Annotated in this window: 20 protein-coding genes; 10 read left to right on the top strand and 10 right to left on the bottom strand. The window is 67.1% G+C overall.

Annotation, left to right across the window (positions count from 1 at the left end):
- Positions 1-75: 75 nt before the first annotated feature.
- On the bottom strand, positions 76-2,013 hold the full coding sequence (nosZ, locus tag BN2503_RS11510) for a TAT-dependent nitrous-oxide reductase (RefSeq protein WP_054256807.1): 1,938 nt from the start codon (positions 2,011-2,013) through the stop codon (positions 76-78).
- Between the two features lie 2 nt (positions 2,014-2,015).
- A complete protein-coding gene (locus tag BN2503_RS11505) occupies positions 2,016-2,387 on the bottom strand; it encodes a hypothetical protein (RefSeq protein WP_054256830.1) in 372 nt (123 codons plus the stop codon).
- Positions 2,388-2,633: 246 nt separating this feature from the next.
- Between BN2503_RS11505 and BN2503_RS11500 the strand changes: the two genes are divergently transcribed.
- Positions 2,634-3,038 (top strand): c-type cytochrome, encoded by a 405-nt coding sequence (locus BN2503_RS11500; RefSeq protein WP_054256806.1) that lies wholly within the window; start codon positions 2,634-2,636, stop codon positions 3,036-3,038.
- A gap of 17 nt (positions 3,039-3,055) precedes the next feature.
- Positions 3,056-4,090 carry an FAD:protein FMN transferase gene (locus tag BN2503_RS11495; RefSeq protein WP_054256829.1) on the top strand — a complete coding sequence of 345 codons (1,035 nt, stop codon included), beginning with the start codon at positions 3,056-3,058 and terminating at the stop codon, positions 4,088-4,090.
- Between the two features lie 120 nt (positions 4,091-4,210).
- Here the strand turns inward: BN2503_RS11495 and BN2503_RS11490 are convergent, their stop codons facing one another.
- Positions 4,211-5,053, bottom strand: coding sequence for a symmetrical bis(5'-nucleosyl)-tetraphosphatase (locus tag BN2503_RS11490; RefSeq protein WP_054256805.1), 843 nt, complete (start codon positions 5,051-5,053; stop codon positions 4,211-4,213).
- A 26-nt stretch (positions 5,054-5,079) separates the two neighbouring features.
- Here BN2503_RS11490 and BN2503_RS11485 point away from each other — a divergent pair, with 26 nt between their 5' ends.
- The 4 genes from BN2503_RS11485 to BN2503_RS11470 all read left to right on the top strand — a co-directional run bounded on the left by BN2503_RS11485 (position 5,080) and on the right by BN2503_RS11470 (position 11,228).
- Positions 5,080-6,390 (top strand): hemolysin family protein, encoded by a 1,311-nt coding sequence (locus tag BN2503_RS11485; protein ID WP_054256804.1) that lies wholly within the window; start codon positions 5,080-5,082, stop codon positions 6,388-6,390.
- A gap of 116 nt (positions 6,391-6,506) precedes the next feature.
- A complete protein-coding gene (locus BN2503_RS11480; RefSeq protein ID WP_054256803.1) occupies positions 6,507-6,803 on the top strand; it encodes an H-NS histone family protein in 297 nt (98 codons plus the stop codon).
- A 140-nt stretch (positions 6,804-6,943) separates the two neighbouring features.
- Positions 6,944-9,880 (top strand): aconitate hydratase, encoded by a 2,937-nt coding sequence (locus BN2503_RS11475; protein ID WP_054256802.1) that lies wholly within the window; start codon positions 6,944-6,946, stop codon positions 9,878-9,880.
- Between the two features lie 166 nt (positions 9,881-10,046).
- Positions 10,047-11,228 carry an FAD-dependent monooxygenase gene (locus BN2503_RS11470; protein WP_054256801.1) on the top strand — a complete coding sequence of 394 codons (1,182 nt, stop codon included), beginning with the start codon at positions 10,047-10,049 and terminating at the stop codon, positions 11,226-11,228.
- A 46-nt stretch (positions 11,229-11,274) separates the two neighbouring features.
- Here the strand turns inward: BN2503_RS11470 and BN2503_RS11465 are convergent, their stop codons facing one another.
- Entirely contained in the window at positions 11,275-12,516 is a 1,242-nt protein-coding gene (locus tag BN2503_RS11465; protein WP_054256800.1) for an MFS transporter, read from the bottom strand.
- Positions 12,517-12,744: 228 nt separating this feature from the next.
- Positions 12,745-13,059 (bottom strand): YkgJ family cysteine cluster protein, encoded by a 315-nt coding sequence (locus BN2503_RS11460; RefSeq protein WP_054256799.1) that lies wholly within the window; start codon positions 13,057-13,059, stop codon positions 12,745-12,747.
- 155 nt (positions 13,060-13,214) lie between these two features.
- Between BN2503_RS11460 and BN2503_RS11455 the strand changes: the two genes are divergently transcribed.
- Genes BN2503_RS11455 through BN2503_RS11445 form a run of 3 tightly spaced genes read left to right on the top strand, consistent with a single transcriptional unit; the run spans position 13,215 to position 15,592 of the window.
- A complete protein-coding gene (locus BN2503_RS11455; RefSeq protein ID WP_054256798.1) occupies positions 13,215-13,511 on the top strand; it encodes a FeoA family protein in 297 nt (98 codons plus the stop codon).
- Positions 13,508-15,391 (top strand): ferrous iron transporter B, encoded by a 1,884-nt coding sequence (gene feoB, locus BN2503_RS11450; protein WP_054256797.1) that lies wholly within the window; start codon positions 13,508-13,510, stop codon positions 15,389-15,391. Before BN2503_RS11455 ends, feoB begins: the two co-directional genes overlap by 4 nt.
- 3 nt (positions 15,392-15,394) lie before the next feature.
- A complete protein-coding gene (locus tag BN2503_RS11445; RefSeq protein ID WP_054256796.1) occupies positions 15,395-15,592 on the top strand; it encodes a FeoB-associated Cys-rich membrane protein in 198 nt (65 codons plus the stop codon).
- Positions 15,593-15,690: 98 nt separating this feature from the next.
- On the opposite strand, the gene BN2503_RS11440 is transcribed toward BN2503_RS11445, so the two are convergent.
- From BN2503_RS11440 to BN2503_RS11430, 3 genes are all read right to left on the bottom strand, one after another.
- The gene (locus BN2503_RS11440; RefSeq protein WP_054256795.1) at positions 15,691-17,091 is read right to left on the bottom strand and encodes an aspartate ammonia-lyase; all 1,401 of its coding nucleotides are present in this window, start codon (positions 17,089-17,091) and stop codon (positions 15,691-15,693) included.
- 350 nt (positions 17,092-17,441) lie between these two features.
- Positions 17,442-18,362 carry an ornithine carbamoyltransferase gene (gene argF / locus BN2503_RS11435; RefSeq protein WP_054256828.1) on the bottom strand — a complete coding sequence of 307 codons (921 nt, stop codon included), beginning with the start codon at positions 18,360-18,362 and terminating at the stop codon, positions 17,442-17,444.
- Between the two features lie 14 nt (positions 18,363-18,376).
- Positions 18,377-19,573, bottom strand: a complete 1,197-nt coding sequence (locus BN2503_RS11430) for an aspartate aminotransferase family protein (RefSeq protein WP_054256827.1) — start codon at positions 19,571-19,573, stop codon at positions 18,377-18,379.
- Between the two features lie 237 nt (positions 19,574-19,810).
- Here BN2503_RS11430 and BN2503_RS11425 point away from each other — a divergent pair, with 237 nt between their 5' ends.
- A complete protein-coding gene (locus tag BN2503_RS11425; RefSeq protein ID WP_054256794.1) occupies positions 19,811-20,137 on the top strand; it encodes a DUF3579 domain-containing protein in 327 nt (108 codons plus the stop codon).
- Positions 20,138-20,258: 121 nt separating this feature from the next.
- Here the strand turns inward: BN2503_RS11425 and BN2503_RS11420 are convergent, their stop codons facing one another.
- Both BN2503_RS11420 and BN2503_RS11415 read right to left on the bottom strand, forming a co-directional pair.
- Complete coding sequence (locus tag BN2503_RS11420; RefSeq protein WP_054256793.1) at positions 20,259-20,906, bottom strand: endonuclease/exonuclease/phosphatase family protein; 648 nt, start codon at positions 20,904-20,906, stop codon at positions 20,259-20,261.
- A 21-nt stretch (positions 20,907-20,927) separates the two neighbouring features.
- Positions 20,928-21,372 (bottom strand): integrase core domain-containing protein (locus BN2503_RS11415; protein ID WP_148639749.1); only part of this gene is annotated, 445 nt, incomplete at its 5' end.

Raw genomic sequence — 21,372 nt, 5'->3', positions numbered from 1 at the left:
TTGCGCTGCCAGCGTTTGGGGCCGATTTGTCTAAATGCCCCCTGGGACGGCCCACAGCGTCCCAGGGGGTGTTCCTTACGCCTCCACGATCATGCGCGTGCGCATTTCCAGGTGGAGTGCGTGGCAGAAGTGCGTGCAGTAGCACCAGAACACGCCAGGCTTGTCAGCCGTGAAGGTGACCGACTTGGTTTCCAGCGGGTTGACGATGAAGTTCACGTTGTAGTTCGGGATGGCGAAGCCGTGCGTCAGGTCCTCGATCTTGTCCAGGTTGGTCAGGATCAGCGTGACCTCGTCGCCCTTCTTCACCGTGAACTCGCGCAGGCTGAAGGCCGGCGCTTGCGAGGTGAGCTTGACGGTGACCTTCTTGCCGTTGCGCGTCACGCCCGATTCCTTCGGGTCCTTGATGGCCAGCGGGAAGTCGTCGAGCGAATACACCTGCTTAGGCTTGACGATGTCGCGCTTGAAGATGATGAAGTCATGTGGCTCGCCGCGCACCGGGTGGTCGGCCAGTAGCACCATCTTCTCGCCCGAGATGTCGATGAGCTGCTCGTTCTCAGGGTGCAGCGGGCCCACGGGCAGGAAGCGGTCCTTGGAGAACTTGCAGCCCACGGCCAGGAACTTGCCGTCGGCGGCCTTGGTTTCGGACTGCGAGGCGTTGATGTGGCCAGGCTGGTAGTGCACGTCCAGGCGGTCCACCACGTACTTGGCGTTCTTGTCGCCCTTGTGGAAGGCGATGGCCTTCTCCACGTTCCACTTCACCACCTGGCTGTCCAGGAACAGCGTGGTGTAGGCGTTGCCGCGGCCGTCGAAGGCGGTGTGCAGCGGGCCCAGGCCGATCTCGACCTCGGCGACGATGGCGTCGTCGAGCTTCTCGAGTTTGCCGTCGAACCATTCCAGCACCTTGGCCAGCTCGATGGTGGTGGCCGTGGGCGAGAGCTTGCCGGCGCAGATGAAGTACTTGCCGTCGGGCGAGGCGTTCACGCCGTGGGGGTTCTTGGGCACGCTCACGTAAGCCACCAGCGCGGTCTTGGGGTCCTTGTTGGCTTCGTGGGAGCCGTCCACCACCGGCACCTTGGAGCTGCCAACGGTCTTGAACTTGCCGGCCTTCACGGCCTCCTCGATGCGTGCGATGTTGAAGAACAGACAGGCGTCACGCTCGGCGGACATCATGTCCTCGTAGTGGATGCCGTTCTCGGTGTTGTACTGGTTGGTGGCGGCCAGCTTGCCGTCATAGGACGTGGCCACCAGGTCGCAGTTGCCGTCGATCAGCACCTGCCAGCGCACTTCCATGGTCTCGGCGTCCACGCAGGTGAACATGGAGTGGTACTTGGTTGGGTCGTTCACGCCCTTGCCGTCGTTGGGCATGGGAATGGCGAACTCGCCGCCGCAGAACACGCGCGTGGTGTAGTTGATGGCCGGATCCACCGGGTCGGCCTTGTCGGGGAAGATGCCGTGGAAGCCCTGTACGTTGGGCAGTTCGGTGATCTTGTCGCAGACGAAGTAGTCGAGGCGGATACGGGCGACGCGGCTGTTGATCTTGTCGTTGATCCAGGCGTAGCGGCCGTCGTAGTTGCCGTCTTTGTACGAGGCGTGCGTGTGGTGCGTGTCGGCGACGGTGTACTTCAGGTGGCCGTCGGCCTTGGTGCCCATGACCGCTTTGGATTCGTTGGTCACGCCCCAGCCCACCAGCGCGTCGGGCACGAAGCAGGGGATGCGGTGAATTTCACGCCCCGAGGGCAGGCCCAGCACGCGCATGTCGCCGGTATGGCCACCGCTCCACAGGCCGTAGTAGGTGTCCAGCTCGCCCGGCTTCAGGTGTACGTTGGCGCCGCCATGGCTGGCGGCGGGTGCAGCGGGGGCCGGTGCTGCAGGCGCGGCGGCGGGTGCGGCAGCGGGCTTGTCGTTGCACGCGGCAACGCCCACCGTCAGGCCCGCCAGTGCGGCGGTGTTGATGAAACGGCGGCGGCCAATGCCGGCGGTTTCGGTGCTTAGGTCTGCGCTCTTCTTACTCATGGTTAGCCTCTTTCTGATTGGCAAAGGGGAAACGGTGGTGCGCGTGCCGGGGGCGGTGCCCCCGAGGGCGCCAGGGCCATCAGGCCCGGCGGCATGGCGACGGATTCAGGGGCGGCGGGCTGCAGCGGCAGCCGTGCGCTCGGTTGCGATGGCGGGGCGCTGCCCAGCAGGCACAGCGGACAGTCCAGGCCGGGCTTGGCCAGGGGCGGGTGGCTGCCGTCGGCATGGGACACCAGCGCCATGCCGCTGCTGGAACACACCAGCGCCAGCGCGTGTGGCTTGACCAGCGGGGTGGCAAGGGCGACCCCGTAGCACAGCGCGAACCACGCGAGCACGCACCAGCGCAGCCGGGTCATGGAGCGAAGCAGGTGCATGGGCATGGTGCGGGTGGGGTATCAGGGCGGGTGGGTTGCAAGCCTTCCGCCGAATGCGGTAGGGCGCGCAAATAGTCACCTAAAATGTTCATTTATATATTGATTCATGTCAAATGAATATTTGTCAAAAGCTTACACACTGGCGCCAGCCGGATGGAAGCTGGGTAAGGGGCCTGCGCGGTGCGCGGTTTGGCCCGTCTTCCATCCTTTTTTTGTTTGTTGCTCTGCTAGAAGAAAGGCATTCACATGAAATCGATCTCCCTGTCCATGACCCTGACAGCGGCCGTCCTGCTGCTCGCTGCCTGTGGCAAGACCGAGGCACCCGCGCCGGCCCCCGCCCCCGCACCCGTCGCTGCGGCGCCCGCGCCGGCCCCTGCCGCGCCCGCGGCGCCGGAGAACACCGTGGGCAAGAGCGTCTATGGCAAAACCTGTTCCATGTGCCATGCCGCCGGCGTGGCCGGCGCGCCCAAGCCGGGCGACAAGGCCGACTGGGGCCCGCGCATCGCCCAGGGCAAGGACACGCTGTACAAGCACGCGCTCGAGGGTTTCACCGGCAACAAGGGCATGATGCCGGCGCGTGGTGGCGCAGCCACGCTGGGCGACGATGAGGTGAAGGCCGCCGTGGACTTCATGGCCGACCAGTCCATCTGATGCCTGCGGAGCGTGCCATGACCAATGCACTGCAAAGTGGGCGGCTGTCGCGCCGGCGTTTCGCCCTGGCGCTGCCGCTGCTCGGGGCGCTGCCCTGGGCCGCGTACGGCAGCGCCGTGGCGGCAGGCCCCCAGCGCGCGAGCCGCAACCTCATGGGCACGCGCGTGGACATCGTGGTGGATGCGCCAGACGCCCGGCTGGCCCAGGCGGCCATCGCCAAATCCTTTGCCGAGATGCAGCGCCTGGAAGCGCTGCTGAGCCGCTACCACGCCGACAGCGTGGTGCGCCGCATCGGCGCAGCGGCCGGGCATGCACCCGTGCCCGTGGTGCCCGAGGTGCTGGCCGTGCTGCACAGCGCAGCGCGCATGTACCGCGAGAGCGCGGGCGCGTTTGACCCCACCGTGGGGGCGCTGGACGGCTGGCATTTCGAGCCCGGGCAGCAGGCCGTGCCCACGCCAGCCGCCATTGCACAGGCCCTGCGCCGCGTGGACGGGCAGGCGCTGCGGCTTGACGCCCAGGCCGGCACAGCCTACCTGGCGCGGCCCGGGATGGCGCTGGATCTGGGCGGCATCGCCAAGCTGCCCATCCTGGCCGCAGGCCTGCGCGTGCTGCAGCACGAGGGCGTGGAAAACGCGCTGCTCAACGGCGGTGGCGACGTGCTCACGGCGGGCCGCCTGCAGGGCCGCCCATGGCGCGTGGGCGTGCGCGACCCGCGCGCGCCGGCACAGCTGCTGGGTGCGATTGCGATCGAGGGCCGCGCCGTGGTGGCCTCGTCAGGCGATTACGAGCGCGGCTTCGTGCGCGGCGGGCGCCGCCTGCACCACGTGCTGGACCCGCACACCGGCTGGCCTACCACCGGCGTGCATGGTGTGGCGCTGTTCGCGCGCGATGTGGAGGCGGTCAACGGCTGGGGCACCGCGCTGATGGTGCAGGGCGCTGCCGCCGTGCCAGCCTGGAGCGCGCGCCACCCCGGTGTGGCCGTGCTGGCTGCGGCTGGCGATGGCACGCTGTGGCAGTCGCCAGACATGGCGGCGCTGCTGCAGGCCGTCTGATTCGTCAAAAACAGGAGCTGCTAGCGCTTGATGGGTAAGGGTTTCGACATTTTTTGATGCTGAAATCATTTCCCATCAAGCGCTAGCAGCTCTTTTTTCAGGAGTAGATGGCGCAGTGGTTCAGCCAGGCTGCTGTGCTTGTGGGCACTGCACTTGGCACAGCTCGCGCTCGGCCAGCGTGGCGCCGAAGCGCACGGCGCTCAAGCACCCGCCCCAGACGCAGCCGGTGTCCAGCGCCAGCAGGTGGGGCCGGTTCAGCCAGCCCAGGGTGGACCAGTGGCCGAAGGCGACCAGCGTGTCCGCGCTGCGCCGTCCCGGCACGTCGAACCAGGGCAGCAGGCCGGCGGGCGCCTGGGCCGCGCTCTCGGTGCTGTCGAAATCCATCACGCCTGCGGGCGAGCAAAAGCGCAGCCGCGTCAGGGCGTTGACGATAACGCGCAGGCGCTCCATGCCCTGCAGACCATCGTGCCAGCGGTCGGGCTGGTTGCCGTACATGGCCTGCAGGAACTGGGGCAGGCCCGGGCCACGCAGCACGGCCTGCACCTCCTCCGCCAGGGCCAGGGTGTCGTCCGCGCTCCAGGCGGGCAGCAGGCCGGCGTGCACCATCAGCAGCCGCTCGCCAGCGTGCTGGTGTGCGCGCGCCAGTGGCTGCTGGCAGAGCCAGTCGAGCAGCGTGTTGCGGTCGGGCGCGTCGAGCACGCTGGTCAGCGTGTCGCGGCGCGAGGCGCGGCGCGTGCCGTGCGCGGCGGCGAGCAGGTGCAGGTCGTGGTTGCCCAGCAGCGGGCGCAGCGCGCCGTCCAGGCGCATGCAGCGGCGCAGCACGGCGGCCGAGTCGGGGCCGCGGTTCACCAGGTCGCCCAGCAGGTACACGGTGTCGCGGCTGGGCGAGAAGCCAATGTGCGCCAGCAGCCGCTCAAGCGCGTCGCTGCAGCCCTGGATGTCGCCGATACAGTACAGTGCCATGGAAGGATTTCGTTACCAATAAAGCCATGGATTTTCTGCTGATCGCGCTGCTGACCCTGCTCAATGGCGTGTTCGCGATGTCGGAGCTGGCCCTGGCGTCGAGCCGCAAGCTGCGCCTGGCGGCGATGGCTGAGGACGGCGACAAGGGTGCACGCGCGGCATTGCGGCTGCTGGACGACCCCACGCAGTTTCTCTCTTCGGTGCAGGTGGGCATTACCTCCATCGGCATGCTCAACGGCATTGTGGGCGAGGCCGCGTTCAGCGCCGACCTCGGCCTGTGGCTGCGCCAGCTTGGCATGCCCGAGGCGGCGGCGGGCATCACGGCCACGGCCGTGGTCGTCTCGGCCATCACGTTCACCACCATCGTGTTCGGCGAGCTGGTGCCCAAGCGCATCGGCCAGCTCTACCCTGAGGCCGTGGCGCGCCTGGTGGCGCGGCCCATGGCGGGCGTGGCGCGCGTGGCCAAGCCGTTCGTGCGCGCGCTGACGCTGTCCACCCAGGCGGTGCTCAAGCTGCTGCGTATCGACAACGCGGCGGGCCGTGCCGTGACCGAGGAGGAAATCGCCGCGAGCCTGGAAGAGGGCCGTGAGGCTGGCGTGATCGAGCACCACGAGCACCAGATGGTGCAGAACGTGTTCCGCCTGGATGACCGCCCGCTCACCTCGCTGATGGTGCCGCGCTCCGAGGTGCAGTGGCTTGAAGCCGGGCTCTCGGTGCACACGGCGTTGCGCCTGGCCAGTGCCGATGGCGGTAAGGGCGCGCACTCCTGGTACCCGGTGTGCCAGGGCTCGCTGGACGAGGTGGTGGGGGTGGTGGGCGTGGCGCAGCTGCTGGCCCTGCCCGCCGACGCACCGGGCACGCTGCAGGACTATGCGCAGCCCGCCCATTTTTTGCCAGAAACCCTCAGCGGACTGGAATTGCTGGGCCAATTGCGCATTGGCTCAGGGCGGTTTGTGTTCGTGGTCGATGAATATGGCGTGGTGCAGGGCACCATGACACCGCGCGATCTGCTGGAGGCCATTACTGGCGAATTGCTGCCGGGCAGCGACGACGATACCTGGGCCACGCTGCGCGAGGATGGCTCATGGCTTCTGGACGGCCAGATGCCCGTTTCGGAATTGAAGGCGCGGCTTGATATACGCGATTTACCGGGCGAGGACAGGGGACGCTACAACACGGTTGCTGGCCTGCTGCTCTCCGTATCGGGGCATTTGCCGGCCGTGGGCGAACGTATTCCGTGCGCGGGCTGGGTATTTGAAGTCGTGGATTTGGATGGACGGCGTATCGACAAGGTTTGGGCGCAGCCGGACAATCCGCAGCCCGTATCGGAGATGTAATCGCGCGGTGGGGATATTGTGGAAATTGCGTATGGGTAAATCCGTCTGAGGTTGTGCGCGGTGTTTTGAATATCCATATAATCAGGCCTTCATTTCATCACTATCCCTATATCACCATGACCATCTCTTACGATGAGCTGCTCAAACAGCGTGAAGCCCTGGACTTGCAAATCAGCGAAGCCCGCAAGGCCGCTTTGAACGACGCCATTTCCCAGGTTCGCGCACTCGTAGCCAAGTTCGAGCTGACGCCCCAGGACGTGTTTCCCGCTGGCCGTGCTGCACGCCCTGCCGCCACAACGGGCGCCAAGGTCGCTCCGAAATACCGTAACCCCGCCACCGGCCAAACCTGGACGGGCCGTGGCAAGCCACCGCGTTGGATTCAGAACGAAAATCGCGAGCAGTTCGCGATCTGATCGTTGCCACTTGGTACAAAAAAGCCCGCTTTTAGCGGGTTTTTTGTTTTGTGGGTATTCCAGGGGCTATTGCATGGGCGCGGGGTTTGTCGAGAATGAGGGCAGATACCCGCCCGTCATCCCAAGTCAGGAGTATTCCCATGGCCTCACCGTCGTCCATGGCCGCGCGCCATCCCTTCGCTTCCCTGCGCAAACCGTTCGAGACCGCATCGGGGCGCCGTGGCACGCTGTACTCGCTGCCCGCGCTGGCGCGCAAGTACCCGGGGATTCGGCGCTTGCCGGTGTCGTTGCGCATCGTGCTGGAAGCGGTGCTGCGCCATTGCGACGGCCGCAAAATTACCCCCGCGCACGTGGAGCAGTTGGCGCGCTGGCAGCCGCAGGCCGAGCGCAAGGACGAGATTCCCTTTGTCGTATCGCGCGTGGTGCTGCAGGACTTCACCGGCGTGCCATTGCTCGCCGATCTGGCCGCCATGCGCAGCGCGGCCACGCGCCTGGGCTGCGATCCGCGCAAAATCGAGCCACTCGTGCCGGTGGATCTGGTGGTGGACCATTCCATCATGGTTGACCATTACGGCAGCAAAAAGGCGCTGGATCTGAACATGAAGCTTGAATTCCAGCGCAACCGTGAGCGCTACGAATTCATGAAATGGGGCATGCAGGCCTTCGATACCTTTGGCGTGGTGCCGCCGGGATTTGGAATCGTGCACCAGGTCAATCTGGAATATCTGGCGCGCGGCGTGCACTGCGGCAAGGACGGCGTGTATTACCCCGATACCCTGGTGGGCACCGACAGCCATACCACCATGATCAATGGCATTGGTGTGGTGGGCTGGGGGGTGGGGGGAATCGAGGCCGAAGCCGCGATGCTCGGGCAGCCGGTGTATTTCCTCACCCCGGATGTGGTGGGCTTTGAATTGACCGGCCAATTGCGCGAGGGTGTGACGGCCACCGACCTGGTGCTCACCGTGACCGAATTGCTGCGCCAGCACAAGGTCGTGGGCAAATTCGTGGAATTCTTCGGTGCCGGCACGCGCTCGCTGTCGCTGCCCGACCGCGCCACTATCGCCAATATGGCGCCCGAGTATGGCGCCACCATGGGCTTTTTCCCTGTGGACGAGAAAACCCTGGCCTATTTCAAAGGCACGGGCCGCAGCAAAAGCGAGATCGAAGCCTTCGAAGCATATTTCAAGGCGCAGGGCCTGTTTGGCGTGCCCGGCGCGGGCGACATTGATTATTCGCAAGTGGTGCGCCTGGACCTGGGCCAGGTCACGCCCAGCCTGGCCGGCCCCAAGCGCCCGCAGGACCGCATCGAGCTCGGGCAAGTGAAGCAGCAGTTCAGCGCCCTGTTCAGCAAGCCGGTGGCAGAAAACGGCTTCAACCAGCCGGCCGGGCGCCTGGCCGAGCGCCACCGCCTGGGCTGCGGCGAGGGCGCCCCGGCGCAGGAGGCGCCCGCGCCACGCCCCGGCGCCGCGCGCGACGTGGTCGAGATGGTGGGCAACCGGCCCGCGCTGGCGGCGGCGCAGGCGGCCCCCGGCGCGGTGTGCGCGCTGCCCGCTGGCGGCGACAAGGTGCCCACCCTCGGCCATGGCGACGTGCTGATCGCCGCCATCACCAGCTGCACCAACACCTCCAACCCCAGTGTGCTGCTGGCGGCGGGGCTGCTGGCGAAGAAGGCGGTGGAGGCCGGCCTGAAGGTGCAGCCGCACATCAAAACCTCGCTGGCGCCGGGCTCGCGCATCGTCACCCAGTACCTGACCGAGACCGGGTTGCTGCCCTACCTGGAAAAGCTGGGCTTTGCCGTGGCGGGCTACGGGTGCACCACCTGCATCGGCAATGCGGGTGACCTGGCGCCCGAGCTGAACGACGCCATCACGCGCAACGACTTGGTGTGCGCCGCCGTGCTCTCGGGCAACCGCAACTTCGAGGCGCGCATCCACCCCAACATCAAGGCCAACTTTCTCGCCAGCCCGCCGCTGGTGGTGGCCTACGCCATTGCCGGCACCGTGCTGCGCGACCTGATGACCGAGCCCGTGGGCCAGGGGCGGCGCGGGCGCGACGTGTACCTGGGCGACATCTGGCCGAGCAGCGACGAAATCCATGCGCTGATGCGCCACGCCATGCAAGGCAAGGCCTTCCGCGCCAACTACGCGCAGGTGCGCAAGGCGCCGGGCAAGCTCTGGAGCGCCATCCGCGGCGTCGAGGGCGTCACCTACACCTGGCCGCGCAGCACCTACATTGCCGAGCCACCGTTCTTCCACGGTTTTGCTCTCGATTCAGGAGCTGCCAGCGCGCACCAGGAAAGCGCTGGAGGCCAAAAAGGCACTGAATCCGTCATGGGTGCGCGCATCATGGCGCTGTTCGGCGACTCGATCACCACCGACCACATCTCGCCCGCTGGCTCCATCAAGGAAAGTTCGCCCGCCGGGCAGTGGCTGCTGGCGCATGGTGTGCAGAAGGCGGACTTCAACAGTTACGGCGCGCGGCGCGGCAACCACGACGTGATGGTGCGCGGCACCTTCGCCAACGTGCGTATCAAGAACCTGATGATCCCGCCCCGTGCCGACGGCGCGCGCGAGGAAGGCGGCGTCACCCTGTTCCAGGGCGAGGGCGCGCAGCGCGGGCACACGCTCAGCATCTTCGACGCGGCGCAGCAGTACATGGCGCAGGGCACGCCCACCGTGGTCTTCGCGGGCGAGGAATACGGCACCGGCTCCAGCCGCGACTGGGCGGCCAAGGGCACGCAGCTGCTGGGCATCAAGGCCGTGGTGGCGCGCAGCTTCGAGCGCATCCACCGCTCCAACCTCGTGGGCATGGGCGTGCTGCCGCTGCAGTTCCTCGGCAGCGATTCGTGGCAGTCGCTGGGCATCACGGGCAGCGAGCGCATCGACCTGCTGCTGGACGCATCCCTGGCGCCGCAGAGCCTGGCCCGCCTGGTCATTCACAGCGCCGACGGCACGCGGCGCGAGGCGACGCTGCGCCTGCGCATCGACACCCCCATCGAAGTGGACTACTACCGCGCGGGCGGCATCCTGCCCTACGTTTTGCGCCAGCTGCTGGGCACAACGACGCCTGCCTGAGCGCCCGCGTCGCTTTCCCTTCTCTCGCACTGCGCGTGGGATGTGGCCGGCGCCATCGTGGGCGGGGCAGCCCTTGCGCCGCGTCTGCGGGCCTGGGGCGTGCCCGCTTCACAGGCCGCGTGGGGCGAGCAGAAAACGCAGCAGGCGCGGGCGCACAATTACGGGCATGAAGAAGCAGGTATTGATTGCTGGCGGCGGCATTGCAGGGCTGGCCGCCGGCATCGGCGCCGCGCGCGCCGGGTGGGAGGTGCGGCTGTTCGAACGCGCCGCGGTGTTCAGCGAAGTGGGGGCGGGCGTGCAGCTCGGGCCCAACGTGGTGCGCAGGCTCCAGTCCTGGGGGCTGCAGGGCGCGCTGCAGGCCGTGGCGGCGTTTCCGCCGCGCCTGGTGGTGCGCTGTGCGCTCAGCGGGGCGCAGCTCGGGACCCTGGCCTTGGGTGCCACGGCAGTGCAGCGCTATGGTGCCGCCTACGCGTCAATCCACCGGGCAGACTTGCACGGCCTGCTGCTCCAGGCGCTGCAGCAGCAGCCCGATGTGCACCTGAACCTGGAGCAGACCATTGAGGGCTACAGCGCGTCAGACGAGGCCGTCACCGTGCGCACGCATTGCAAGAAAGTCATCGAGGGCGATGCCCTGCTGGGCGCCGACGGTGTGCGCAGCCGCGTGCGGGCACAGCTGCTGGGCGACGGCCCGCCGCGTGTGACCGGGCACCTGGCCTACCGCGTGGTGGTGCCCCAGGCCGCGCTGCCACAGGCCCTGCGCACCAGCGAAGTCACGACCTGGCTGGGGCCGCGTTTGCACGTGGTGCAGTACCCGGTGCGCCGCGGCGAGCTGCAGAACCTGGTGGTCATCATCGAAGGCCCGGCGCCCGACGATCTCGACACCTGGGACCACAGCGCCAACGCCGCCGATCTGGAGTCGGCCCTGGCCGGAACCTGCACCGCGCTGCAGGACGTGGTGCGCGGTGTGCCCGCCGCCGGTGGCGGTTGGCGCTTGTGGCCCCTGGCCGACCGCCCGCCGCTGCGCGCGCCCGCGCAAATGGCGCAGGGCCTGGTGGCGCTGTGCGGCGACGCGGCCCACCCCATGCGCCCCTACCTGGCGCAGGGCGCGGGCATGGCCATCGAGGACGCGGCGGAGCTGGAGAGCGCGCTGTCCATGCACGACCTGGAGGTGCCGCTGCGCCTGCGGCGTTATGCGCTCAACCGCTGGCAGCGCGCCGCGCGCGTGCAGGCGCGCTCGCTGCGCAACGGGCGCATCTTCCACGCCACGGGCATGATGCGCTGGGGGCGCGACCTGTCCATGCGGCTGCTGGGCGAACGCCTGCTCGACCAGCCCTGGCTGTACCGCTGAAAGTTTGCTTCTCTTTCAGTAGCTGCCAGCGCTTGCCAGGTAAGGGCTAGAGGCTGTTTTTGCCATTTTCCGGCGCGGGCAGCAGGCGAAAGGCCAGCGCCCCCGCGCACAGCAGCGCCGTGATGGCCAGCAGCACGGCCACGTACGGGTCGGCCCCCTGGGCGCTGGCAAGCGATGCCACCAGGCCCGTGGCCCACTGCACCAGCGCCACGCCCAGGAACATGGCCATGGTGAACACGGCCATGGCGCGCCCCGTCATCGCGGCGGGGTAGGCCGTGCGCACGTCGGCGTACTGCAGCACCATGTAGCCCGACAGCAGGCCCAGGGCAATGGCGCCGCCCACGTCCACCCAGACGCTGTGCAGCAACGCCATGGCCAGGAACAGCGCGGCCATGGTCAGCGTGCCCGTGATGATCCAGCGCCGCCGCCGCGCCGGGCCGGGGTCGAGCCGCCCGAACAGCGCCGGGCCGAACAGCGAGACCAGCGAGAACACCAGCGCCACGTTGCCGCTTTCCACCAGCGACAGGCCGTGCCGCGCGATCAGCAGCGGCCCCAGCCACAGCCCGCGCAGCGCCAAAAAGGCGGCGTAAGTCACCAGCGCCAGCAGCATGATGCCCCAGGTGTGCGGCAGCAGGAACAGGGCCCCAAAACCACGCACTGCCTGGGCCAGCGACTCGTGCGCGTGCGTGTGGGCGGCCCGCGTGGGCTCGTGTACGCGCCAGAAGATCAGCAGCCAGGCCAGCACCCCCAGCCCTGCCAGCACGGTAAAACCCGTGCGCCACGACGAGTGCTCCACCAGCCAGGCCAGGGGCGTGCCAGTGAACAGCATGCCCAGGCCCCCCAGGCCCATGGCCACGCCCGACACCAGGGCAAAGCGCTGCGGGGCGAAATACCGCGCGATGAACACCGTGCACACCAGGAAAGCGGGCGCGCAGCCCACGCCGATCAGCACCTGTCCCAACAGGACTAAGCCCCATTGCGGCGCCCAGGCCGACAGCAGGGCGCCTGCCACCGTGAGCGGGAAGGCTGTGAGCAGCGTGCGCCGCACGCCGAACAGGTCGATGCCCACACCCATGAACAGCTGCATGCAGCCGAACGCGAAAGCGAAGGCGCCTGCGAACACCCCCAGCGCCTGCGGCGACAGGCCGAACTCCGCCTGCAGCCCTGGCGCGATGATGGCGGTGATGGTGCGAAAGGCCTGGCTCAGCGCGAAGCCGCAGATCAGGGCCAGCAGCATGGCCCAGGCGGTGCGCGCGGGGAGGGGGGGAGAGGGTGTGGTGGCGGGCATGGCCCGCAAGGCTACCCGAGCCCCGCCGCCCGTGCTGCGCCGCAGGTGACCGCAGTGCTATCGTTAAAGGAGCTGCTAGCGCTTGTCAGGAAAGGGCTAGAACCCATTTTGACCTGGGTCCAGAAGTCGCCACGGGCACGCCTGCACGCCTGCCGCCATGTTCTACGCCATACCCCGGGATGCCCGGCCCGCCTCCCTTTCGCAGGCCGTGCGCGGTGTGGCCAAGGGTCAGTTGTCGCCCAGCGGCGCCAGCCCATGGCGGCGCCGCGCGCGCTGGCAGGCGTCGCTGCCGTCCTCGAACTCGCGGCAGGGCGAGGGGCGCCATTCGTAGATGCCGCAGGCCACCTGCTGGCCCAGGCGGCCGGTCAGGGCTGCGCAGCGCGGCGGGCTGTGGTCGGTGCCGCGCATGCGGCACAGGCTGGTGGTCAGTTCCACCACCAGCCCGTCAGGCACGCTGCCACCGCATGCTTGCGTTTCGTGGGCGGAGAAATCAACGCGAAAGCTCGCGCAACAGGCGCCGCAGGTCAGGCAGGGGTGGCTCATGGCAGGCAGGGCGGGAGAACGGGGTCGGGCCCGCATTGTGCGGCAACTGTGGCTGGGCTGATGCCTGTCAAAAGGCATTTAAAAGGCATTTCGGGTTTTGCATGATAATGAGAATAGGTTTTATTGATTGCGGTTACATCGCTACCACCGTGCATATGACTTCCCACGCCACCGGGGGGCCGGCAGGCCCGCATGCCACTTTGGGTCTGGACGCTTTGCCGAGTGCTACCACCGCGCACGTTGTGGCGCTGGCGGCGGCGCAGGACGCGCAGCAGCAGGAGCTGCTGCTGCGGCTCATGGAGATCGGTTTCCTGCCCGGCGAGCCGGTGCGCGTCATCGGGCGGGGCTTTCCCGGGGGCGACCCCCTGGCGGTGCGCGTTGGCCAGGCCACGTTCGCACTGCGCCGCCATGAAGCAGCTTTGGTGCAGGTGCAGGCAGAGGGCGCGGCATGAGCGTGGCACAGGCCCAGGGCGCGCTGCGCGTGGCGCTGCTGGGCAACCCCAACTGCGGCAAGACGGCGCTGTTCAACCTGATGACTGGCGCGCGCCAGAAAGTGGCCAACTACGCGGGCGTCACGGTGGAGCGCAAGGAAGGCATGCTGCAGACAGCTGGCGGGCGGCGCGTGCGCGTGCTCGATCTGCCTGGCACCTACAGCCTGCACGCGCACAGCCTGGATGAGGCCATCACGCGTGACATCGTCACGGGCCAGCACGCGGACGAGGCGCTGCCCGAGCTGCTGCTTTGCGTGACCGATGCCACCCACCTGCGCCTGAACCTGCGCCTGGTGCTGGAGGCGCGCGCGCTGGGCTTGCCCATGGCGCTGGTGCTCAACATGAGCGACATGGCGCATCAGCGCGGCATCGCTATCGACCGCGAGGCACTGTCCCAGGCGCTGGGCGTGCCGGTGCTGGCCAGCGTGGGGGTGCGCCACGATGGCGCCCATGAGCTGCTGCAATGGCTCGACGGCGTAGCGCCCGAGGCGCCCCCGCCCATGGCCCTGCAGCTCAGCGCCGAGCCGCGCCAGCGCGTGCTGGATTTGCACCACGAGGTACAGCGCATCATGCGCCTGGCGGTGCGCGAGGCGCCAGCGCACAAGCTGCTGGACGACCGCATCGACGCTGTGGTGCTGCACCCCGTGTGGGGCATGGCGCTGCTGGCGGTGCTGCTGTTCCTGATGTTCCAGGCTGTGTTCAGCTGGGCCGCAGGGCCCATGGAGGCGATCGAAGGCGGCACTAAGCTGCTGGCCGAATGGGTCAACGCGCACATGGCCGAGGGCGTGCTGCGCAGCCTCATTACCGACGGCATGCTGGCCGGCGCGGGCGGGGTGCTGGTGTTCCTGCCGCAGATTCTGATCCTGTTCCTGTTCATCCTGGCGCTTGAAGATTCGGGCTACCTGCCGCGCGCGGCCTTCTTGCTCGACCGCGTGATGGGCACTGTGGGGTTGTCGGGGCGCTCGTTCATCCCGCTGCTGTCGAGCTTCGCGTGCGCGGTGCCGGGCATCATGGCCACACGCTCTATCGAGAGCTGGCGTGACCGGCTGGTCACCATCCTGATTGCACCGCTCATGACCTGCTCGGCGCGCCTGCCGGTGTATGCGCTGCTGATCGGCGCGTTTATCCCGGCGCGCACGGTGGCGGGTGTTTTCAACCTGCAGGGGCTGGTGCTGTTCGGCCTGTACGTGGGCGGCATTGTCAGCGCCATGGCCGTGGCCTGGGTGGCCAAGCTGGCGCGCCGTCAGGCAGGCCCTACGCCGCTGCTGATGGAGCTGCCTGCGTACCGCCGGCCGAGCGTGCGCAGTCTGGCCATCGGGCTGTATGAGCGCGCCATGATCTTCCTGCGCCGCGTTGGCGGCATCATCCTGGCGGTGACGGTGCTGCTGTGGTTTCTTTCCAGCTTTCCCGCCCCGCCGCAAGGGGCCGAGGGCCCGGCCATCGAGCACAGCTTCGCCGGCCGCATCGGCCAGGCGATCGAGCCCGTGGTGGCGCCTATCGGCTTTAACTGGCAAATCGCCATCGCCCTGGTGCCTGGCATGGCAGCGCGCGAGGTGGCGGTGGGTGCGCTGGGCACGGTGTATGCCCTGTCGGGCCGGGACGACGATGCCGTGGCCGAGCAGCTCGGCCCGCTGATTGCCGCCGACTGGTCGCTGGCCACGGCGCTGTCGCTGCTGGTGTGGTTCGTCTTCGCGCCGCAGTGCATTTCCACCATCGCCGCGGTGCGGCGCGAGACCAACAGCTGGCGCTGGCCGCTGGTGATGACGGCCTATCTGTTTGCGCTGGCCTACAGCGCGAGCTTCATCACCTACCGCGTCGCCTTGGCGCTTGGAGGAGGTTGACCCATGACCCAGGAAATCATCGTTGGGCTGATCGTGGCCCTGGCCGCGGCCTATGTGGTGTGGCGCTTTGTGCCCGCGCGCTGGCGCAAGCCCTTGCAGCGCGTGCACCCGGCGCTGGCGCGCGAGAGCGGGTGCGGCGGCTGCAGTGGTTGCTCCAGCCCGTCCAGCGGCTGCGGTACGCACCGCCGGAAGGCGCAGTAAGCTCCTGATTTGAGAGCTTCTGGCGCTTTCTGGGAAAGGGCTGGAGCCGTTTTTGACTCCAACCCTTGCAGGGGCCAGCTGGTGCCCCTGCCGTGGCGTCAGGCAGCGCTCAGGGCGCCGGCCTGGGTCAGGCGCTCGGCCACGAGGAGTTTTTGCATTTCCGCCTGGCCCATGATGCCCAGGCTTTCCGCCACCTCGGCAATCGGCCGGCCCGAGGCCATGGCCGCTTTGGCGATGGCAGCGGCCTTCTCGTAGCCGATCAGCGGGTTCAGTGCGGTGACCAGCGTGACCGAGGAGGCAATGCGTTCGTCCAGCAGGTGCTGGTTGGCCACGATACCCTCGACGCAGTGCTTTTGCAGCGTGCCGCAGGCGTGCGCCAGGTGGTGCAGGCTCTTGTGCAGCGCCCAGGCCATCAGGGGCTCGAAGGCGTTGAGCTGCAGTTGGCCGGCCTCGGCGGCCATGGTGATGGCGGCGTCGTTGCCGATGACCTCGAAGCACACCTGGTTCATTACCTCGGGGATCACCGGATTCACCTTGCCCGGCATGATGGACGAGCCGGCCTGGCGCGCGGGCAGCTGGATGTCGCCCACGCCGGCTTGCGGGCCGGAGGACAGCAGGCGCAGGTCGTTGCTGATCTTGGACAGCTTGGCGGCGATGCGCTTGAGCACGCCGGAGATATCGACGAAGGCCCCGGTGTCCGATGTGGCGGCGATCAGGTTGCCGGCGGCCCTCACCGGCACGCCCGACAGCGCGGCCAGCGTGGGCACGACCACGTCCACATAGCCCACGGGCGCATTGATGCCGGTGCCGATGGCGGTGCCGCCCATGTTCACCTCGGTCATCAGGTAGGCGGATTCGCGCAGGCGCTTTTCGTCGTCGGCCACCATGGCGGCGAAGGCCGCGAACTCCTGTCCCAGCGTCATGGGCACGGCGTCCTGCAACTGGGTGCGGCCGATCTTCAGGATGGAGGCGAATTCCTCGGCCTTGGCTTCAAAGGCGCCGCGCAGCGCCGCCAGGGCTTCCAGCAGCGTCTGGATGCCTGCGTAGGTGGCGAGCTTGACGGCTGTGGGGTAGGCGTCGTTGGTGCTTTGCGAGGCGTTGACGTGGTCGTTTGGGTGGATCACGTCGTAGCGGCCCTTGGGCAATCCCAGGTGCTCTAGGGCACGGTTGGCGATCACCTCATTGGCGTTCATGTTCGTGGAGGTGCCGGCGCCGCCCTGGATCACGTCCACGACGAACTGGTCGTGCAACTGGCCGGCGATCAGGTCGTCGCAGGCCTTGGCAATGGCGCGGGCAGTGGGTTCGCTGATCGTGCCCAGCTGCAGATTGGCATGGGCGGCGGCCTTCTTGACGAAGGCGAAGGCCCGGATCAGCGCGGGCATGGCGGCCACGGACTGGCCTGTGATGGGGAAATTCTCGACGGCGCGGGCGGTGTGGATGCCCCAGTAGGCGTCGGGAGGGATGGTCTTGATGCCGATGAAATCGTGTTCTTGGCGCATGGTGCGTTCCAGAAAAAAAGAGGGGAAGGGAAAAAGACGGGCCCCATGGACAAACGCCGCCTGGGTGGCAGGCGGCGTTGTTGTCGGGAGCGGGGGGCACACGGGGGTGCACATGTGCCAATGCCCTGCAGGCCAGGCGTCAGGGATGGCTGACGCACCGCCACGCAGGGCATTGGGGGCGCATTATGGCGCGGATAGACGCGCGTTCATGGGGAAACCGCCGCGGCCCAGGCCAGCAGACGCCGCGCAAGGGCCTCAGCCGGCCGCGCCGCCCTGCCGCGCTGGCGTCGTCTCCCTTCCTGCGCGTAGCGCGAGAGAAGGAGAAGCGACGAAGTCGCTCAGGGCGGGGCTTATGCAATACGGCCGAGCAGCAGGTATTCCATGAGCGCTTTTTGCACGTGCATGCGGTTTTCCGCCTCGTCCCAGACCACGGACTGGGGGCCGTCGATGACGTCGGCTTGCACTTCCTCGCCGCGGTGGGCCGGCAGGCAATGCATGAACAGGGCATCGGGCTTGGCGGCGGCCATCATCTCGGTATCCACGCACCAGTCGGCAAAGGCTTTCTTGCGCGCCTCGTTCTCGGCCTCGTAGCCCATGCTGGTCCACACGTCGGTGGTGACCAGGTCGGCGCCGCGGCAGGCGTCCATCGGATTGCTGAAAAATTGATAGCTGCCAGCGCTTGCCCCGCCAGGGCCAACGGCCAATTTCTCATCAATCTCGTAGCCGCTGGGTGTGCTCACGTGCACCTTGAAGCCGAGGATCTCGGCGGCCTGCAGCCAGGTGTTGGCCATGTTGTTGCCGTCGCCTACCCAGGCCACGGTCTTGCCGGCGATGGAGCCGCGGTGCTCGATGTAAGTGAAGATGTCCGCCAGGATCTGGCAGGGGTGGAACTCGTTCGTCAGGCCGTTGATGACGGGCACGCGCGAGTATTCGGCAAAGCGCTCGATCTTGGCTTGCTCGAAGGTGCGGATCATCACGATGTCGGTCATGCGGCTGATGACGCGCGCCGAATCCTCGATGGGCTCGGCGCGTCCCAGCTGGCTGTCGCCCGTGGTCAGGTGCACCACGCTGCCGCCTAGCTGGTACATGCCGGCCTCAAAGCTCACGCGCGTGCGCGTGCTGGCCTTCTCAAAGATCATGGCCAGCGTGCGGTCAGCCAGCGGCTGGTACTTCTCGTAGGTCTTGAAGCGCTTCTTGATCAGCGCTGCGCGCTCGAACAGGTAGGCGTACTCATCGGCGCTGAAGTCCTTGAATTGCAGATAGTGTTTCATGGTGGCAGCCGGCATCATTGCGCCAGCAGGGCTTTGACCAGGGGAGTGAGGCGCGCCACGATCTCGTCGGCCTCGGCGGTGGTGAGGATCAGCGGCGGCACGATGCGGATCACGCTGTCGGCCGTCACGCTCAACAGCAGCCCAGCCTCGGCCGCCTGGCCGATGAGCGCGCCGCAGGGGCGGTCCAGCTCCACGCCCAGCATCAGGCCCTGGCCGCGAATCTCCTTCACGCCGGGCAGGCTGCCCAGTGCGCGCTCCAGGCTGGCCTTGAGGTGGGCGCCCACGGTGGCGGCGTTTTCCAGCAGGCCGTCTTCCTCCATGATGCGGATGGTTTCCACGCCCGCGCGCATGGCCAGCGGGTTGCCGCCGAAGGTGGTGCCGTGGTTGCCGGGCTGCAGCACGTCGGCGGCCTTGGGGCCTGCCACCACCGCTCCGATGGGTACGCCCGAGCCCAGGCCCTTGGCCAGCGGCATCACGTCGGGCACGATGCCGGCCCACTGGTGGGCGAACCACTTGCCGGTGCGGCCCATGCCGCACTGCACCTCGTCGATCATCATGAGCCAGTCGCGCTCATCGCACAGCTTGCGCAGGTCGCGCAGGTATTCGGAGCGCGCGGGGTTGATGCCGCCCTCGCCCTGGATGGTCTCGAAGAACACCGCCACCACGTTGGGGTTGCCTTCGGTGGCTTGCTTGATGGCGTCGATGTCGTTCAGCGGCACGCGGATGAACCCTTCCACCAGCGGGCCGAAGCCGCTGCGGATCTTGGGGTTGCCCGTGGCCGACATGGTGGCGATGGAGCGGCCGTGGAAGGCCTTCTCGTAGACCACGATTTCGGGGTTGGCAATGCCTTTGTCCACGCCGAACTTGCGTGCGATCTTGATCGCGGCCTCGTTGGCTTCCAGGCCGGAGTTGCAGAAAAACACCTTGCTCATGCCCGACAGCTCCACCAGCTTGGCCGCCAGGCGTTCCTGGCCGGGCACGTGGTAGTAGTTCGAGGTATGGATCAGCTTGGCAATCTGTTCCTGCAGCGCGGGCACGAGTTTGGCGTGGTTGTGGCCCAGCGTGTTCACGGCGATGCCGCCCAGCGCGTCGAGGTATTCCTTGCCGTTCACGTCCCACACGCGGCAGCCCTGGCCTCGCTCCAGCGCGATGGGCACGCGCCCATAGGTGTTCATCACGTGGGGTGAGGCAGCCTCGATGAAAGCGGACATGCGGACGATCTCCAAAGCGGTGGCGGGCCGGTGGGCCTTGCCGGTTCAAAAGGGAAGCGAGATTCTAGAGTGCGCAGCCCACCCGGTGTACGGGTTCGCCCCGTTGCATGCAGATGCGTTGCGAAATACCGGATTAGAGGGCCGACTCTTATATAAGAGTTAGAATCTCCGGGTTTTGCGCCAAGGTGGCGATCCCGCCGGCGCTGCCCCTCTCCACGATGCACGATGGCGACCTGAATGGCGATACAACCTGACACCCGAGAAGTCTTCATCCAGGGCATCACCCACGAGGGGCGTACCTTCCGCCCAAGCGACTGGGCGGAGCGGTTGGCCGGCGTGATGAGTCAGTTCCGCCCCGGAGGGACGCGCCCCGGCAGCCACCTGAGCTATTCCCCCTGGTGCATCCCCACCACGTTGAACGGCGTGAAGTGCGTGGTGGTGCACCGCGACCTGCAGGCGCACGAGCCCATGGCCTGGGATTTCGTGCTGAACTTCGCCAAGGACAACAACCTGCAGATCGCCGAGGCCTGCCTGCTGCCCGATGCGCCAACGCCCAAGGGCTGAGAGCTGGGTTCCACGGTTTCTTTTCCCCTTTCCGAACACCCAGGGTGTTCATGCGCGGATGACTGCCTGACCGAAAGAACGGGATGGTGGCCCCGCGCAGGCGTGCTGCAATGAGCCGCGCTTAGCTGGCGGGGAAGGTGGCTATCAAGGGCATGTGGTCGCTCAGGGGCAGCCAAGTGTCTTGCTCCCCCACGGATAAAACGCCCGTCCCCCAGCCAGGAGCTGCAAACACGTAGTCGATGTGATACCCCTTGGCAGGGTTGCGCTGCAGGAAAAATGTCTTTTGACTCTCCTGGCCTTGGTCCTCCTCAAAATACCGGTGGTACGCACTCACGAGCCCCAGCTTGCCAAGTTCGTTCACAACATCCGAGTGGTTCCACCATCGATCCCACTGATCCCAGCAGGCATTGCTATTGAGGTCGCCGGCCAGCATGGCGCGGGGGTGATCGAGAAACGCGCTGTGGGCCTGCAGAAGTTTCCAGAGCTGACCGATGTAGCCGAAAGTGGGAGAGTGGGCCTGCCTGGTCCAGGTGGCCAACAGTGGCCAGTCGTCGTTGACGCGGCACGGCAAAAACAGCTGCAGTGGCTGAATATCCAAGGGGGCAGGTGTTAAGGACACACCACGGCGGGCGAATGCGCCGATGCCTTTGTTTTTGGAGGGGCCTGTCCAGAGGTAATGACCGGCCCATTCCAGGTAGGCGGCATCTTTGGCCAGGACAGGGTCTTCGCACTCTTGGACGATGAGCACGTCGGCGTCGAACGCTTCCAGCGCCGACCGTAAGCTCCCCTGTCAAGCAGACAGTTGATTTCCAGAGTCTGCGGCGGTTGTGGTGATCAATCTGGGCATGAACTGCTTGGGCGGCACGCCACCCAGGGCGTCATGCGGTCGGTACTCGTTGTACTGGGTTAGCCAGTCGTCCGCGATGGCCTGGACTTGCTCGATGGAATTGAACAGATAGGCATCGAGCACCTCGGTGCGGAATGTCCTGTTGAACCGTTCGATGTAGGCGTTCTGGTTGGGCTCACCGGGCTCAATGTAGTTCAAGGCAATGCCCTTGCGCTGGGCCCATTCGACGAAGTCGTGGCTGGTCATCTCCGGGCCGTTGTCCATCCGGATCGATAGTGGCGCGCCGTACCAATCGACCAAACGGTCCATCGTGCGAATCAGCATCGAGGCCGGCAGTGACTGGGCCACCTGGATGGCCAGGGCCTCGCGGTTGGCCTCGTCGATCACG

It is taken from the genome of Paenacidovorax caeni (assembly GCF_001298675.1).
GTDB lineage: Bacteria > Pseudomonadota > Gammaproteobacteria > Burkholderiales > Burkholderiaceae_C > Paenacidovorax > Paenacidovorax caeni.
This window is presented reverse-complemented; position numbering and strand designations above follow the sequence as displayed.

Coding starts and splice junctions, on each gene's coding strand:
- nosZ (WP_054256807.1), bottom strand. CDS start 2,013: ATGAGTAAGAAGAGCGCAGACCTAAGCACCGAAACCGCCGGCATTGGC.
- BN2503_RS11505 (WP_054256830.1), bottom strand. CDS start 2,387: ATGCACCTGCTTCGCTCCATGACCCGGCTGCGCTGGTGCGTGCTCGCG.
- BN2503_RS11500 (WP_054256806.1), top strand. CDS start 2,634: ATGAAATCGATCTCCCTGTCCATGACCCTGACAGCGGCCGTCCTGCTG.
- BN2503_RS11495 (WP_054256829.1), top strand. CDS start 3,056: ATGACCAATGCACTGCAAAGTGGGCGGCTGTCGCGCCGGCGTTTCGCC.
- BN2503_RS11490 (WP_054256805.1), bottom strand. CDS start 5,053: ATGGCACTGTACTGTATCGGCGACATCCAGGGCTGCAGCGACGCGCTT.
- BN2503_RS11485 (WP_054256804.1), top strand. CDS start 5,080: ATGGATTTTCTGCTGATCGCGCTGCTGACCCTGCTCAATGGCGTGTTC.
- BN2503_RS11480 (WP_054256803.1), top strand. CDS start 6,507: ATGACCATCTCTTACGATGAGCTGCTCAAACAGCGTGAAGCCCTGGAC.
- BN2503_RS11475 (WP_054256802.1), top strand. CDS start 6,944: ATGGCCTCACCGTCGTCCATGGCCGCGCGCCATCCCTTCGCTTCCCTG.
- BN2503_RS11470 (WP_054256801.1), top strand. CDS start 10,047: ATGAAGAAGCAGGTATTGATTGCTGGCGGCGGCATTGCAGGGCTGGCC.
- BN2503_RS11465 (WP_054256800.1), bottom strand. CDS start 12,516: ATGCCCGCCACCACACCCTCTCCCCCCCTCCCCGCGCGCACCGCCTGG.
- BN2503_RS11460 (WP_054256799.1), bottom strand. CDS start 13,059: ATGAGCCACCCCTGCCTGACCTGCGGCGCCTGTTGCGCGAGCTTTCGC.
- BN2503_RS11455 (WP_054256798.1), top strand. CDS start 13,215: ATGACTTCCCACGCCACCGGGGGGCCGGCAGGCCCGCATGCCACTTTG.
- feoB (WP_054256797.1), top strand. CDS start 13,508: ATGAGCGTGGCACAGGCCCAGGGCGCGCTGCGCGTGGCGCTGCTGGGC.
- BN2503_RS11445 (WP_054256796.1), top strand. CDS start 15,395: ATGACCCAGGAAATCATCGTTGGGCTGATCGTGGCCCTGGCCGCGGCC.
- BN2503_RS11440 (WP_054256795.1), bottom strand. CDS start 17,091: ATGCGCCAAGAACACGATTTCATCGGCATCAAGACCATCCCTCCCGAC.
- argF (WP_054256828.1), bottom strand. CDS start 18,362: ATGAAACACTATCTGCAATTCAAGGACTTCAGCGCCGATGAGTACGCC.
- BN2503_RS11430 (WP_054256827.1), bottom strand. CDS start 19,573: ATGTCCGCTTTCATCGAGGCTGCCTCACCCCACGTGATGAACACCTAT.
- BN2503_RS11425 (WP_054256794.1), top strand. CDS start 19,811: ATGGCGATACAACCTGACACCCGAGAAGTCTTCATCCAGGGCATCACC.